Annotated in this window: 16 protein-coding genes and 3 pseudogenes; 13 read left to right on the forward strand and 6 right to left on the reverse strand. The window is 58.8% G+C overall.

What is annotated here, in order from left to right; genetic code table 11:
• Window positions 1–416: 416 nt before the first annotated feature.
• Together WN982_RS08605 and WN982_RS08610 are read right to left on the reverse strand one after the other, a co-directional pair.
• Window positions 417–689 (reverse strand): hypothetical protein, encoded by a 273-nt coding sequence (locus WN982_RS08605; RefSeq protein ID WP_341315293.1) that lies wholly within the window; start codon window positions 687–689, stop codon window positions 417–419.
• 242 nt (window positions 690–931) lie between these two features.
• On the reverse strand, window positions 932–1438 hold the full coding sequence (locus tag WN982_RS08610) for a phasin family protein (protein WP_341315294.1): 507 nt from the start codon (window positions 1436–1438) through the stop codon (window positions 932–934).
• Between the two features lie 493 nt (window positions 1439–1931).
• On the opposite strand from WN982_RS08610, the gene WN982_RS08615 reads away from it, so the two are divergent.
• Window positions 1932–2519 (forward strand): YSC84-related protein, encoded by a 588-nt coding sequence (locus tag WN982_RS08615; RefSeq protein WP_341315295.1) that lies wholly within the window; start codon window positions 1932–1934, stop codon window positions 2517–2519.
• Window positions 2520–2829: 310 nt separating this feature from the next.
• On the forward strand, window positions 2830–3024 hold the full coding sequence (locus WN982_RS08620; RefSeq protein ID WP_341315296.1) for a hypothetical protein: 195 nt from the start codon (window positions 2830–2832) through the stop codon (window positions 3022–3024).
• 608 nt (window positions 3025–3632) lie between these two features.
• Here WN982_RS08620 and WN982_RS08625 read toward each other — a convergent pair.
• Window positions 3633–4079: a hypothetical protein gene (locus WN982_RS08625; RefSeq protein WP_341315297.1), complete on the reverse strand. Its 447-nt coding sequence runs from the start codon at window positions 4077–4079 to the stop codon at window positions 3633–3635.
• A 573-nt stretch (window positions 4080–4652) separates the two neighbouring features.
• Here WN982_RS08625 and WN982_RS08630 point away from each other — a divergent pair.
• Window positions 4653–5849 (forward strand): fatty acid desaturase, encoded by a 1197-nt coding sequence (locus WN982_RS08630; RefSeq protein WP_341315745.1) that lies wholly within the window; start codon window positions 4653–4655, stop codon window positions 5847–5849.
• A gap of 111 nt (window positions 5850–5960) precedes the next feature.
• Entirely contained in the window at window positions 5961–6464 is a 504-nt protein-coding gene (locus tag WN982_RS08635) for a DUF892 family protein (RefSeq protein ID WP_341315298.1), read from the forward strand.
• Window positions 6465–6484: 20 nt separating this feature from the next.
• Here the strand turns inward: WN982_RS08635 and WN982_RS08640 are convergent, their stop codons facing one another.
• Complete coding sequence (locus tag WN982_RS08640; protein WP_341315299.1) at window positions 6485–6652, reverse strand: hypothetical protein; 168 nt, start codon at window positions 6650–6652, stop codon at window positions 6485–6487.
• Window positions 6653–6778: 126 nt separating this feature from the next.
• Entirely contained in the window at window positions 6779–7051 is a 273-nt protein-coding gene (locus WN982_RS08645; RefSeq protein WP_341315300.1) for a hypothetical protein, read from the reverse strand.
• Between the two features lie 41 nt (window positions 7052–7092).
• Here WN982_RS08645 and WN982_RS08650 point away from each other — a divergent pair.
• A pseudogene (locus WN982_RS08650) lies at window positions 7093–7503 on the forward strand (J domain-containing protein); the annotation flags it as partial.
• Between the two features lie 57 nt (window positions 7504–7560).
• On the opposite strand, the pseudogene WN982_RS08655 reads toward WN982_RS08650, so the two are convergent.
• Window positions 7561–7989 (reverse strand): annotated as a pseudogene (locus WN982_RS08655) (divalent metal cation transporter); the annotation flags it as partial.
• Window positions 7990–8005: 16 nt separating this feature from the next.
• On the opposite strand from WN982_RS08655, the gene WN982_RS41100 reads away from it, so the two are divergent.
• From WN982_RS41100 to WN982_RS08695, 8 genes and pseudogenes are all read left to right on the forward strand, one after another.
• Complete coding sequence (locus WN982_RS41100; protein ID WP_348524567.1) at window positions 8006–8419, forward strand: hypothetical protein; 414 nt, start codon at window positions 8006–8008, stop codon at window positions 8417–8419.
• 289 nt (window positions 8420–8708) lie between these two features.
• The gene (locus tag WN982_RS08665) at window positions 8709–9053 is read left to right on the forward strand and encodes a hypothetical protein (protein WP_341315302.1); all 345 of its coding nucleotides are present in this window, start codon (window positions 8709–8711) and stop codon (window positions 9051–9053) included.
• Window positions 9054–9882: 829 nt separating this feature from the next.
• Window positions 9883–10602 (forward strand): Crp/Fnr family transcriptional regulator, encoded by a 720-nt coding sequence (locus WN982_RS08670; RefSeq protein ID WP_341315303.1) that lies wholly within the window; start codon window positions 9883–9885, stop codon window positions 10600–10602.
• A gap of 515 nt (window positions 10603–11117) precedes the next feature.
• Window positions 11118–11273: a DUF3309 family protein gene (locus WN982_RS08675; protein WP_341315304.1), complete on the forward strand. Its 156-nt coding sequence runs from the start codon at window positions 11118–11120 to the stop codon at window positions 11271–11273.
• 123 nt (window positions 11274–11396) lie between these two features.
• Entirely contained in the window at window positions 11397–11573 is a 177-nt protein-coding gene (locus WN982_RS08680) for a CsbD family protein (protein WP_341315305.1), read from the forward strand.
• Between the two features lie 97 nt (window positions 11574–11670).
• Window positions 11671–12063, forward strand: a complete 393-nt coding sequence (locus WN982_RS08685; protein ID WP_341315306.1) for a PRC-barrel domain-containing protein — start codon at window positions 11671–11673, stop codon at window positions 12061–12063.
• 42 nt (window positions 12064–12105) lie between these two features.
• A complete protein-coding gene (locus WN982_RS08690; protein ID WP_341315307.1) occupies window positions 12106–12321 on the forward strand; it encodes a hypothetical protein in 216 nt (71 codons plus the stop codon).
• Window positions 12318–13516 (forward strand): annotated as a pseudogene (locus tag WN982_RS08695) (DUF2252 family protein). Before WN982_RS08690 ends, WN982_RS08695 begins: the two are co-directional and overlap by 4 nt.
• Window positions 13517–13746 lie beyond the last annotated feature (230 nt).

Genomic DNA, 13746 nt, shown 5'->3' on the forward strand with positions numbered 1-13746 from the left:
CTTTCGTGTATGGTGACCAGAGGGGCCTTGGTGCTATCCGCGACGAGTCGTCTCGCGCTCGAACTCGTTGAGCAGTTTGAGTAGCCGGGTCACGCGTTTGGTTCCATCTGGAAGCAGGGCCTGCTGCGCCACCAGCGACGTGATGCGATGTCGCCAGTACGCTACTGAAAGCGAATTGCTCCGGTGAAGTAACGGGAGAACGTATTCGAGGTGCGTCAGATCTTTTGCAAACTCGTGGTGCGACATTGTTTTCCCTCGAGAGGCTGGTCGATGCCTCTCGTAGAGCATACGTCGACTTCGTGTCGTTGTCTGCACGTTACCGTACATGCCGTGTATTGGTTTAGATGCTTGAGATCGAAGTTTGACTGGCTCCATGCTGAGCCACGGTGCAACTCTGCTCCGCTGAATGAGGATGCTCAGAGTACCGCTGCCTGAACCTTGCCATCGACGATGTCTTTGCCGAACTGCATCGCGAGTTCGAGGGCATCGCCGGCGCTGGTCGGGCTCGCTGCACCAAACACAGTCGAATAGAGTTGCGCATCCTTGCCGCTGGACGGAATCGTGACAATCCGCACGATCGAAGAAAAGCGTCTAGGACCCCTGGCGAAAGGGTTGCTATAAGGCGGGAATACCTGGTGGGAATACGCGCGCAGTTCGTACCCTCGGTACAAAGCGGTAGGGATAGACATGATGACGTGCTCCTGAGAGGAAGCGGACCGTCGTTGAGCGGTGCCCAGGTTCCGACGATGAGTCGGGTGGCCAGTTGCACCGGATTGCTTCACGGTGCGCTCAATACCATTGCAAAGCAGACAGATTCACAACGGCGTAGGGGAAGAAAGGCTGGCGTGCCGCCAGCCTTCCATTCAGGCGGTGAGTCCGCCAGACGACCCGCTTGTGTGGGTCGTTGTTGTTGTGCCGCCCAGGCGATGGGCTAGGCGATGTCAATTATCGCGGTACGGTCGGCGCTGCCAGCGCCAGTCGTGCGCTTGACGTACTCGGGCGTTTCGCCGACTGCTTTTTCCATCATAGCAATGACAGATTGCATTGCGCCCACTGCGGCGTCCGCACCAAACGGCGCACCGTTGCCCATGTTCGAGCCGAACCGGGTCCACGCGTCAGCGTATTGATCGCGCAGGGCCTTACCCGCCTTTATCAGTGCGGCCTGGAGCTGCGTATCGATATCCTTGACATGATGCGCGTAGGACAAGGCCCGCTCAACAAACTGCTGCTGCGACAAGGCTGCCCCCGCGAACGGCGTCAGACTGAATTGCCACGATGACACGGCACTTTGCCCTTCGTTCACGGTGGCTCTCAGCGCCGCCAGATTCAACTCAGTCAGCTTCTGCAGGCTCTCGAGTACATCGCGCTGGAAATCAAACAGTGCGGGGAACGGGTGTAGGCTGAAATCGGCGGTTTGTTCAATGGCGCGATTGTTCATAAATGCTCCTAATCGACCCGGCACATGCGTCCAAGGGATTTCGGAGGCGAGTGTCTCGCTAAAGACCTGCAGGTCTGCGCGCCCAGCGTGATTTGCTGCGACGCAACATTGATGACTGTATACCTTTCCGGTGGAATGTACAGCGATTCCGTGAAACAGATTCCTGTCGAAGTACTGATTGAAGCCGGCGCTTTGCACCAGCGACACATGCAGTATCGATCCATGATCGTATGAAAGTGCCGCCTTGTTTCTCGCCGATCAGCAGCAGGACCAAAACGATTCGTAAGATGGTGCGCAAGTCAGTCCCCTTTGGGATCATCTGCCCAGCGTCCATTTGAATCGGAATCCGAATGGATCGGTGTTGTTCAGATGCCACCGTGTCGTTTGTAGCCAAAATGGGTGATCGCCGGTCGGCAGTTTGTACGCTGACGTACCGCATTCGGATTCGATCTCGCATAGTGTCGGAGACATCATCGAACAAAGGGAGGTCATCATGCTTCGACGGTCGTTTATCTTGAGTACACCCGGGTCGATTCTCGCGATCGGGCTAGCGGTGTCGGGCTGCACAATGACGGGCGCATCCGATGCCAGTAGTCAGCAGATGGACAAGCGCCACAGCATTGATGCTGGCGTGGACTCGACGTTGGGACGCCTGTACAACGCGGCTAACGGCTCGCGCGAACTGGTCACCAAGGCGCGCGGGGTGCTGGTATTCCCGTCGGTCATCGACGCAGGCTTCGGCATCGGCGGTCAGTATGGAGAGGGGTCGCTGCGTGTCGGCGGACACACGGTCGGGTACTACAGCACGGCAACGGGGTCGATCGGATGGCAAATCGGTGCGCAGTCGAGAGCGATCGTGTTCCTGTTCATGACGGATCAAGCGCTCGAAAAATTCCGCAGTAGCGAAGGCTGGTCGGCGGGCGGCGACGCGTCGGTTGCGTTGCTGAAGGTCGGCGCGAATGGCAATGTCGACACGACCACGGCAACCGGACAGGTGGATGCATTTGTGTTGACCAATTCGGGGCTGATGGCCGGGGCAACGCTCGAGGGCACGAAGGTCAGCCGGCTCAAGACGCTGTAACGCGACCCTACCCGCGTTGTCCTTCGGCAACGCGGGCGGCAGTCGCCGGCGGCTCGAAGCAGAAGGGAGTATTGAACATGTTGCGAAACTTACAGCTTTTGCAAGGGTTGCTTTCGATTGGGATCGTCTGGTAGGCGCCACCGGCCAAACAGAGCCTAATGAACCATAGGCAAATGGTGTGCGCCCCGTGGGGCCATCGAGTACCGCGGTGCTGGGGATGATTTTCAGAAAGAGCGGCTTAAGTAGACGCTACCGTACAGACGGGAAAAATTCTTCCGGCCCATGATGATCTGCATAACAGGAGGCCATCATGTACATCCAACTCTCCCCCGAGGCCGTCCAGACGCTCAAATCGCTTGATCGAATTCCAGATTCCCAGGCAGAGATGCCGCGGTCGATAGCGGAAGAACTATTAAGCTTCGGGCTTGCATACGAATCGCGAGCCTGTGGTGTCATCAACATGACGGCCGCAGGCCGGGTGTGGTTGAACCAGCGCGCCGCGTAGCTCGCAGTTGCTGGCCGGACCAATGGCGCCGTGTGCGCGTGTCGGCCGCGCCCGATCACTGCCATCGCAGAGAGACGCTATGCGCAGATCAAACGATGCGGGACGACTGGCAACATTGATCACTTGACGGAACAAGCGCAGCAGCCTGACACATCGAGCCAAGGACATTGGCCGCCTGCGTACTGACCGTCAAACGGTTCGCCGCGCGTGAGGAGACGCTAATGACCAGGTGGATGCTGACGCTTGCGATGATATGCACCTGTTGCCTCGCTTGGACGGGCCATGCCGAGCCGAACGGCCGGATTAAAAAACTGCTTCAATCACAAGCCGTAAATCGTCCGCCGGCAGATGCCGCGGCGAAGGACAACAACGCTTCGAGCGACGCCAGTGCGCGTCAGGGCAGTGGGTCAGGTCGAGGAGTGTCCGAACCGCCGTCTGACAACCATGATGCCGCCGGCAACGTTCCAACGCGGAAGCCGTAGCTACCTGAGCGATCGAAAGCGTGACCGTCGATCCGAAGCAGCAGGATGCGGCGACTGCAAGGAACGATCGGGACGGAAAAATCGTCGCTTTGACCAGAGCCCACGATTCTGAAGGCGCTTAGCACGTCATTGCCGGTTGCAGAAGATGGCCGTGAGCAGGAGGGGGATGACTTGCCGGACGACAGCGTCGCTGCCGGCCTCGCGTACGCGCGCTTCTACGTCCTCGGCGGATCCAGCTACTACTGCGCCATACGCTGAGTCCGTAATGGGCTGACCGCTTCCCTGTTTGAACATCTTGTCGCCGTGTTCATAGCCGAGAACAGCGTAGACACGAAACCCGAAAGCCGTCAGGTTGCTACCTTGCGCCGGTCGAAATGCGTTGACCGAGTTCGCTTCGACACGCATTGGCTTCGGATCGATATATTGATCGGTCAGGAGCGGGGCGATGAACGCGTGTGCGTTCGATTTGCAGTCGAGTTGCGCATCGAGCGCGTAGGCGCAGCACGGCACTGGAGTAAGCCCCGTGCCAATTGCAGTAGCTATGGTTAGCGTATAGAGGGCGGCCTTGGTCATGATGGTGGCGCAACTGGTTCTATCCCACCCCACCTTCTCATGTCAGACGGGGGATGTCTGTACGCTAGCGGCCCATGCCCTTGACTCAATATGCCCGCTGTGCCCGTTCGATCGGGTGTGCCGCGCTCAGACGTCGCCTCTGGGACGACAAGTGTCCATCACGACAAGCAGCAGCGGCCAGCAGTTCCCGAAGAAGGCACATTCGCCATTGTGTGGACGCTTTTCCCCCCGGTACGGGACCGTACCGACATTCCCCGCAGTCGCATATATCGTGTAAGCGATCGTCTGGCCTCGACTCAGTGAGGCGATTCAGACGTAGATGCGACAATCACGCCCGATTTCGCCAGGCAAAATGGCTGTAAACCGTCTCGGATGGGATAAAAATATGAACCCACTAACGCTGTTTCTTTTCGTTGCGTTTGTATTCGCATTGCTCGATTTCTGGAAGTCGGCTCGGTCTGAATCCGCTGCGCAGCGGAGAATCTGAGGGCATATAGAACCCTTGCGAGTTCACGGGTGGTTGCCACGCGTTATCCCGATGTGCTTGAGATTGCCTCTATCCAGGAGGTCCATTTGTTTATTCCTTCACTTGCATTCTTCTCCCACGGCCTCCTTTCCCTGTTGTGGTGGCAGATTCTACTGACGACACTGGTATTGACACACATCACGATTGTCAGCGTGACGGTTTACCTCCACCGCTGCCAGGCTCACCGCGCGCTCGACCTGCATCCCGTCGTCAGCCACTTTTTCCGCTTCTGGTTGTGGATGACGACGGGCATGCTGACTGGACCGTGGGCGGCGGTTCACCGTAAGCACCACGCGAAGTGCGAGACCGCTGAAGATCCACACAGCCCGCAGATACGTGGCATCTGGAAGGTGCTGCTGGGGGGCGCTGAACTTTATCGCGTCGAAGCGAAGAACGAAGAAACGCTGCGTCGGTTCGGCCACGGCACGCCGAACGACTGGATCGAACGGAACATCTATGCGAGGTACCCGAATCTGGGCGTCAGCCTGCTAGTGGTGATTGATGTTGCACTCTTCGGTGTCGTCGGCGTATCGGTCTGGGCCGTGCAGATGATGTGGATTCCGTTCTGGGCGGGCGGCGTTGTCAATGGCGTAGGACATTTTCTAGGCTATCGCAACTTCGGTTCTGCCGATGCGAGTACGAACGTTATTCCGTTGGGCATTCTTATCGGTGGGGAGGAACTTCACAACAACCACCACGCCTATGTGACATCCGCCAGGCTGTCGAACAGGTGGTACGAGTTCGATATCGGCTGGATGTACATTTGCATCCTCTCGGCACTGGGATTGGCGAAGGTAAGGAAAGTGGCGCCGACGCCGCATCTGGTCAAAGGCAAGATGGTGCTCGACGACGAGACGGTGCAAGCCATCCTTCGCAACCGCTACGAGGTGATGGCGAACTACGCAAGAACGGCCGAACGCGCGTTCCGGCAGGAACTGGAGCGTATGGGACACATCAGCCGCCATGAAAGGTTCCTGCTTATGCGCGGTGTAAGGACGTGGTTTCGCGGCGCGTACGCAGCGCAAGGCAATCGGTGGCAAAGGCAGTTGATGGAGATATACAACCGCAACCAGAAGCTGCGCACCTACGTCGAGTTGCGCGACGATCTGTCGGCAATCTGGGAACGGTCGAATAGATCGCGCGAGCAGTTGCTCTACCAGTTGCAGGAATGGTGTCGCCGTGCGGAGCATAGCGGGATCAATGCACTCGAGGAATTTTCATTGCGCCTTCGCCAGTATGCTTGACGTAAGGCATGGCTCCTGCTCTTCTTCCAGAGAGGTATCACGCCAGAACAATGATGTTGTGTCGCCGCTGCGAAGCGGGACTGTTCGACGCAGACATGATAGGAAACCAGTATGACCGATCCAAGGGAAGACATGCTGCGCGCACTGCGAGACGCGTATGCGATGGAACGGGATGCTGAGCGGTTGCTGGGAAACCACGCGACCAGATCGACACCCGATCCTGAAGTCAATGCCCGCATTGAGGCGCATCTGACTGAGACATTGGCAAACCAGAAATCGTTGGCTAGCTGCATCGACCGTATCGACGCGAACGACACCATCCAGCAGACGTTCCCGGATGATTCTCCGGCTGCTATCGAAACAGGCGACATTGTTCAAACACCGGACGAAGTCGTCAGGAGTCTGGTAAACCTCTATGTGTTTAAGCATCAGGAGATCGCGTCCTACACCTCATTGATCGCCATCGCCGAAGCCAACGGCTTCTTTGAGACCAAGCTCGCCTGCGAGACAATTGCTCTACAACAGATTGCCATGGCGGACTGGCTACTTGACCACCTTCCTGCAGCCACGAAGGCGTATCTGGGTCAAGGTGGCAGCGCAGCGTTGACCGGCTGAACGGGACCTGCCGGTGCAACTTACTTCTGTACCGACCATCCGTATCGTTTGCGTAGCTTGCCTGACACATGATGCTGGTCCAACCAACGGAGCTCCCGCTCATGCTGACGCATTTTCCTGTAGCGCTGCAGCGATGCGACGAGCATGATTGCCATCGCGATATCGATGCCCCACATTGCGTAACTCATATTATCCCTTCCTCTGACTGTTCATTTCATGCCCGTCCGCACCGGGAAAGCTGGCGCGAAATTCGACGCCCGCGCCGCCGGGCACGTGAAGTAGATATTGCATGACCTGCTCCCATTGAATTGCGGTCAGAGCACAACGCCATGAACCTTGCCATCGACAATGTCCTTGCCGAACTGCAACGCGAGGTCGAGGGCGTCGGTGGCGCTGCTCGGGCTGACAGCGCCAAAGACCGTCGAATAGCGCCGCACATCGGCGCCACCGGACGGAGCGTTGGCGAACCGAACTATCGATGAAAACCGCCTGGTACCCTTGGCGAATGGGTCACGAAACGGGGGGAATATCTGGTGAGAGTACGCACGTAACTCGTACCCTTTGTACACGGCGGTGGGCGTGATCATGATGACGTGCTCCTTACAGTGGAGCCCAAGGTTCGATGCCTGGACAGGATCACCACGCCAAAGTCGTGATTGGTCTAAGGGATGCCTATCGCGGAGTGCAACGTTCGATTGAGCTCCAGACTCCTGCGCTCGATGAACAGGGCCATGTCACTTTGCAATCACGAACGCTGAATGTCTCGATTCCAAAGGGCGTTCGGGCTGGGCAGCACCTGCGGCTTGCCGGTCAAGGCGGCACCGGACTGGGGCAAGGACGCGCCGGCAATTTATATCTGGAAATCGCCATCCGCGAACATCCTCGTTTCCGTGTCGACGGACGCGATGTTTCGCTCGACGTGCCAGTGACGCCTTGGGAAGCGGCGCTCGGCGCACGCATCATGGTGCCGACGCCGGACGGCGCCGTCGAAATGACGGTGCCGGAGAGGTCGGCTGGCGGTCGTCGCTTGCGACTGGAGTGCCGTGCTTAACGGCGTGGTCGCTGTGCCCGTGATGATCGTCATGATGCATCTGTCGATGCGCACCGGGATGGACAGCAGACCAAAGAGGCAGACATACAGCAGCGCGGGGCCGGCGATCAACAGTTTGAGCGCCGCGCCCATCGCCCCAAGATCGGCGCCGAGGTTGATGATGTTCGCGATCAGCAGCAAGCCGACGATGCCGCTGGAAAGCCAGCGCGGATAGTGACGGCGCAGATTGCCGGCAATGCCGTATCCGGTCACGCGACCGACACGCGCACTGATTTCCTGGATCGCCGCCATCAGCGGATAGCTGAAGAGCAAGGTCCAGGCGAGTCCATAGCCGAATTGCGCGCCGACCTGTGAATAGGTCGCGATGCCGCTCGGGTCGTCGTCTGAGGCGCCAGTGATGAGGCCCGGCCCCATCACCTGGAGCCGCTTCGGCCGTGTCGGCTGTTCCACCGGATCGCGTGTGAGCGTATCCATCGCAAGGCGCTCCTGAGTGTTTTTGCTGCGGCTGAACACGACGGTGAAGCCGTCTCACGCCGCCGGCACACATGGTTGGATCGAAAGATCTGCCTCGCGTCCATCCGCCGCGTCCTACGTGCGGCGGCATCTGGTTCAAGCATGCCTGCGTTGCCAGGAAGCGCTGTTGCATATTGGCGCGAAGGCGCATCTATTTCCCAACCTGATTCCCAACGACGCCACCGACGGCAGCTCCGCCAACCGTGCCCAAGGCACTCCCGCCGGTCAGCACAGCGCCTGCGACGCCGCCAACCCCGGCACCGATCACGGTATCCGTGCCTCGCCGGGACATATCACCACACCCCATCATGCCAATCACGACGATCAGGATTGTCGTGTTCATAAAAAATGCGTGCGTGGTTCTCATGTTGTTTCTCCCGTTCGCCAATGAGGCGATCTGGCGCGGCCGGCCCGATGGCACTCAGCGATGCAAAGCCTTGTCGCCTGCCACAACCAATACCATCCTATCTGAACGGGAAGTCACAATCGGTCCGCCACCGTACACCGGATCAACTCAGGCGTAGCAGTACAACTTTCGGGAGAACGTCTGCAGCGCGCAAGTGTCCGGCACCGGACGGACGCTAGTCTGAAGTCGGCGCACAGATGATCTGTTCGATCGAACTCGCCTGAAATGACGGTAATCCCTTCGGGAGTCCATCGAATTCCTTTGGAGACCGATCATGAGACTCGTTGCACCCCCGTCCCAACTTCGAACTGCACCGGCGCTCGCGATTGCGGTTTTTCTCGCGATAACGGCGTTCGCCAATCCTGCGAGCGCTGTCTCCCCCACCCAGACTCAACCACCTGCAAGCGTGATCGCCGTTGCGGCCCGCGACCGGATCGATACGCGCATCAGTGCACTTCACGCCAGGCTTCAGATCACCGCGGCGCAGGAAGAACTCTGGCAAAAGGTCGCGCAAGTCATGCGCGACAATGCGGGCACGATGGACTCGCTCAGACAGGAGCGAACCAGTCATGCCAACAGCATGAGAATAGCCAGGGCCATCCACAGCAACATGGCATGAATAACGGTTCTCGGCAGAACCAGGGGTATCAGTGGGATCACGGCAATCGGCAGGCGTATCAACATCCCGGCAATGACCACCGTCGCGGCGACAACTACGGCAACGAGGACTATGTGTATGCGCCACCACCCGTGGTCTATGCCCCGGAGTCAGCACCGGGCATAACTCTGTTTATACCGCTCCAGTTCCGGTAGAACGCAGGACTGCCCGGAGGCTTGGTCCGCTGGATCAACGCGGGTTGAACGTCTGACGCCAGAGAAGTGGGACTTTGAGCATCGGCTGGCGCAAGTCATTGTGGGTGTCGAACGTCTTGCGTTGCGAAAACCTGGCACAACGTCGCCGCTCGGTGTACTCGTTCTGGAGGTGAACGGCACGATCGATCACCCGCCGGAACGGGAACAGCGGTTTGAGTCATCGCGTCAAGGTCAGTGACCGCTACCGTATTCGGCTGCCCATCGTGATGGAACGGCGCATGACTCGTGAGTCAGCGTGACGACGGCAGTGCAGCCACCCATTTCAGTCTGCAGCTGAGCCGGCCAGCCTAGGGGCGACACGCTTCCTTTCAACTGAAAGAATTTTCAGCGCAGATATATATCCATCCATGGCTGCCGGCCGCTAGAGCCTGCCGCGAAGTGTCACCGTGCGCGCGAACTATAATTTATGAGGGTTCAGTCAGACTCGGCGTTCAGAGAAGCTGCGCGATGCCATGCAGCGGCGTCTTAGCCGATTCGTCTGACGCGTTCACGCAACTACCGTCGAAACCTGATATTGCCAAGAACAATTCGGCGAAGACGGTGCGGTTTCTGGACAGGATGTCGGGGAGCGACACATGGAGAACGAACGTCATGCCAACAAAAATCACCTGCTCGCGGTTTTGCCCGAAGCAGAGTGGGCACGCGTAGCCCCGCATCTGGTGCGGGTCGACATGCCGCTGGGGCAGGTCGTGTACGAGTCCGGCGACCGCCTCCACCACGTTTATTTTCCGACGACCTCAATCGTGTCGCTGCTGTACGTGATGGAAGACGGCTCGTCCGCTGAAATTGCGATCGTGGGTAACGAAGGGCTCATCGGCATTGCGCTTTTCATGGGCGGGGAAACCACGCCAAGCCGGGCGATTGTGCAAAGCGCAGGCGCGGCATATCGACTGGACGCCGGGATACTGAAAGAGGAATTCCATCGAGCCGGCCCGGTGCAGCGGCTGTTGCTGCGCTACACCCAGGCACTGATCACGCAGATGGCCCAGACCGCCGTTTGCAACCGGCATCATTCGATCGACCAGCAATTGTGCCGCTGGCTGCTGCTCAGCCTGGACCGCCTGCCATCAAACGAGCTGACGATGACGCAGGAACTGATCGCCAACATGCTTGGCGTGCGGAGGTCCGGCGTGACGGAGGCGGCGCTGAAACTGCAGGACGCGGGGCTGATTCGCTACAGTCATGGCCACATCGAGGTGCTGGACCGACCGGGGCTCGAAAAGCGCGTGTGCGAATGCTACAGCGTGGTGAAACGGGAGTTCGATCGGCTGTTGCCTGATCTGAGGGCGCTGTAAAACGCCCGCCATCCGCGCGAGCGCGAACCGCTACCGACGATACCCCTGCAGGACTCCTGGGAGACATGGCTCGCGCACTCCGGGCATGCAGTTGAACCCTTGCGTGGAAGGAAGAAACGTGCCGACGCGACTGGACCGCTGCAGAACAGAACGCCGTGCTTTGACAGGCGTGTTGCAGAGCGTCATCCGGATCGCGCCGAACGATTTTCCGGCCGACCGAAGCGCAGTCGGACTTGAATGAGCGGCAACAGTCCCCGGGGCCGCACGCAGGCACGCGGTGTTCGCGAACGCGGAGCGGCAATCAGGATATTTCGATGTACACGACCGTACCGACTGGGTGGCAAATCAAGGTCATCCTTACTCTACCGGGCAGGTCCGTCCCGAGTAGCGCGTATGCGCGCTTGCATCAAATTGAACGTTGCGGAGATACCTCGCGAAAAGCGTGAAGATTCCGGGCACCTAGCGAGAGAGCGGCGACGGGCTCGTCGAAACACGGAGTCGTAAGGAGAAGTTCCATGTTGGGAACAATATTGATCGTCGTACTGGTGCTCGTGTTGCTCGGTGTGATACCGACCTGGCCGCACAGCCGTTCGTGGGGTTATATGCCCAGCGGCCTGTTAGGCGTTGTGTTGGTCGTTGTGCTTGTGTTGCTGCTTCTGGGCAGGATATAGGCGCAAAAAACCTGTTTGGATGATCCCTTCGCGGGTAGCCGTTGCCGGGCCGTCCCATCTGAAAACGAGCGGCCGGCAAGCGTCAGTAAGCTTGATCATCCGGCATTTTCAAGGAGCAATGTCATGAACAAGGATCAAGTGAAAGGCCGCGTCAAAGATGCAAAAGGAAAGCTGAAGGAAGTGGTCGGCAAAGCCACGGGAAATGCAACGACCAGGGTGAAGGGCAGAATCGAACAGGTCGTCGGCAAGACACAAGCCTCGTACGGCGATGCGAAAGAGCAACTCAAGAAGCAGCCGTAGGGTGTTCGCGCGGATAGGCTCTGAAGCGCTACGTAGTGGAGCAAAGTGCTCCCGCGACGCTTTCTGAGCGTATGCATTTGAACCGCGGAGGTGCATCATGAAACGGGTTATCGCTCTGGTATCGGCGGCTGTACTCGGGACGGGCTTGACCACGGGAACGCTCCGGGCTCAGGGAGCGCCACAATCCATCACGGAGAAGCGCGTTGATGTGGTCCAGGTGTCGACGGGGTATCGAGCGTCAAAGATCAACGGATCGCCCGTCTATGACCGCAACAAAGACAAAATCGGAACGATTGACGATCTGATCGTCAGCCCAACCGATCGGACCTCATATGTCATCCTCTCAGTGGGAGGATTTCTCGGTATGGGAACCCATCTCGTCGCGGTACCGTTTAGCAGCCTTCAGATCGTCGATAAGCAAATGCGGTTGCCGGACGCGACCAGGGAGTCCCTGAAGGCATTGCCCGAGTTCAAATACACGCCTGACTAGCCAGTGCCACCGGTCATGACAACGCCTCGGCGACACCAGAAAATGAGAGCCGAACATAGCCAACCGGTGCTCGAGTGCATCGCCGGTCCGGCGGCGCGGCCCCTGCACACCGTTGCACCCGGCGGCCTGCGGGGCAATGCGCCTTATTGCCGTGCCGAGCCGTATCGCTATCTCGTCACGTTGTGCAGCGCATCGCAGTTCGCCACGATCGCCGGTGACTACGAGGCTTTGGTGCCGTGGCCGCTCGATCTCGCGTGAAGAATGCTTGCAGACCCACGCCAGCAAGCGGGCGGGCGGCAGCACTCATTGCGTTCCGGAACTTGAAGATGGCGCGGTCAGCATACGCCTATGTCCGGGGCAATACCATCAGATTTTACGAATGGCTTGAAAGCCTGGAGAGCCACGCGTTACCCGAAGGACCTCCGATCTGGATTTGCGGCGACTGTCACGTAGGCAATCTGGGACCCATCGCGAGCGCACGGGGGCACGTCGAGATACAAATTCGCGACCTGGACCAAACGGTTGTCGGCAACCCCGTCCATGACCTCATCCGCCTCGGATTGTCGCTCGCTACCGCCGCGCGTGGCTCCGATTTGTCGGGTGTGGTAATCGCGACCATGATGGAACAGATAATGGAAGGCTACGAGCGCGTGCCGACGGAACCATTGAAAGTCCGGAGTGTGCCCGGGTAATGATGAGGCAGGCATGGAAGCGGACGTGGAAAAATCTGGCCAGGGAACGCATCGAGAACACAAAGCCAACGATACCTTTAGGCAAGATATTCTGGCCCCTGTCCAGGGAAGAAAAACGCGCAGTCAAGCAGTTGTTCGCAGATGAGGTCGTTGCACGCCTCGCCACCTTGTTGCGTTCGCGCGACGAAGGCGCGTCGGTCGAGGTGCTTGATGCCGCTTACTGGGTAAAAGGCTGCAGTTCACTTGGCCGCTTGCGCGTTGCGGTACTTCTCGACGTCGGACGTGACTCTTCCAGCGGAGATGACCTTTGTCTGATGGACATCAAAGAGGCCATCCAGGCCGCCGCTCCTCGATACCCGGCGGTCAAGATGCCACGGGACAACGGCGAACGCGTCGTCGAGGGAGCTCGCCATCTGGCGCCATTCCTGGGCGAACGCATGCGCGCGTCACGCTTTCTCGACCGGCCGGTGTTCGTGCGCGAACTGCTTCCTCAAGACCTGAAAGTGGAAATCAACCAACTCACACGTGAAGAAGCCATGAAAGTCGCACGATTCCTGGCGCTGGTCGTCGGAAAGGCCCACGCCAGGCAAATGGACGCGTCAACGCGCGCGAGCTGGCGGGCGGAACTGCAGCGCAATCGCTCAAAAACGCTCGATGCGCCTACCTGGCTGTGGACCAGTATCGTCGAGCTTGTGAGCCGGCACGAACGGGGCTATCTCGAGCACTGCCGCAGATATGCAATGGACTCCGCTACAAGATAGGGTGGGGCATCACAGTGCTATAGATCGGCATGGCTACCGACCCTGTGCGTGATGACCGCGCGTGCCACCTGACGCGATCATCACGCGGGGACTGTGCTGCCGACTCAATCCCCACTGACTATCTCCTACCCCACGGCATTGCGCAAACTTCCAGTCGATCCGTATGAACGATGGCCCAACTCGCTGATGACGCGGCGATCATTGCGCAGTCGAAGCACGCCGCGATCACA

Source organism: Paraburkholderia sp. IMGN_8 (assembly GCF_038050405.1).
Lineage (GTDB): Bacteria > Pseudomonadota > Gammaproteobacteria > Burkholderiales > Burkholderiaceae > Paraburkholderia.

Bases quoted from the DNA above. Each gene is read 5' to 3' on its own strand.
- WN982_RS08680 (WP_341315305.1), top strand. From the start codon at position 11,397: ATGAACAAGGATCAAGTGAAAGGCCGCGTCAAAGATGCAAAAGGAAAG.
- WN982_RS08610 (WP_341315294.1), bottom strand. From the start codon at position 1,438: ATGAACAATCGCGCCATTGAACAAACCGCCGATTTCAGCCTACACCCG.
- WN982_RS08690 (WP_341315307.1), top strand. From the start codon at position 12,106: ATGAGAGCCGAACATAGCCAACCGGTGCTCGAGTGCATCGCCGGTCCG.
- WN982_RS08665 (WP_341315302.1), top strand. From the start codon at position 8,709: ATGAGACTCGTTGCACCCCCGTCCCAACTTCGAACTGCACCGGCGCTC.
- WN982_RS08670 (WP_341315303.1), top strand. From the start codon at position 9,883: ATGGAGAACGAACGTCATGCCAACAAAAATCACCTGCTCGCGGTTTTG.
- WN982_RS08640 (WP_341315299.1), bottom strand. From the start codon at position 6,652: ATGAGTTACGCAATGTGGGGCATCGATATCGCGATGGCAATCATGCTC.
- WN982_RS08675 (WP_341315304.1), top strand. From the start codon at position 11,118: ATGTTGGGAACAATATTGATCGTCGTACTGGTGCTCGTGTTGCTCGGT.
- WN982_RS08635 (WP_341315298.1), top strand. From the start codon at position 5,961: ATGACCGATCCAAGGGAAGACATGCTGCGCGCACTGCGAGACGCGTAT.
- WN982_RS08685 (WP_341315306.1), top strand. From the start codon at position 11,671: ATGAAACGGGTTATCGCTCTGGTATCGGCGGCTGTACTCGGGACGGGC.
- WN982_RS08645 (WP_341315300.1), bottom strand. From the start codon at position 7,051: ATGATCACGCCCACCGCCGTGTACAAAGGGTACGAGTTACGTGCGTAC.
- WN982_RS08620 (WP_341315296.1), top strand. From the start codon at position 2,830: ATGTACATCCAACTCTCCCCCGAGGCCGTCCAGACGCTCAAATCGCTT.
- WN982_RS08605 (WP_341315293.1), bottom strand. From the start codon at position 689: ATGTCTATCCCTACCGCTTTGTACCGAGGGTACGAACTGCGCGCGTAT.
- WN982_RS08625 (WP_341315297.1), bottom strand. From the start codon at position 4,079: ATGACCAAGGCCGCCCTCTATACGCTAACCATAGCTACTGCAATTGGC.
- WN982_RS08615 (WP_341315295.1), top strand. From the start codon at position 1,932: ATGCTTCGACGGTCGTTTATCTTGAGTACACCCGGGTCGATTCTCGCG.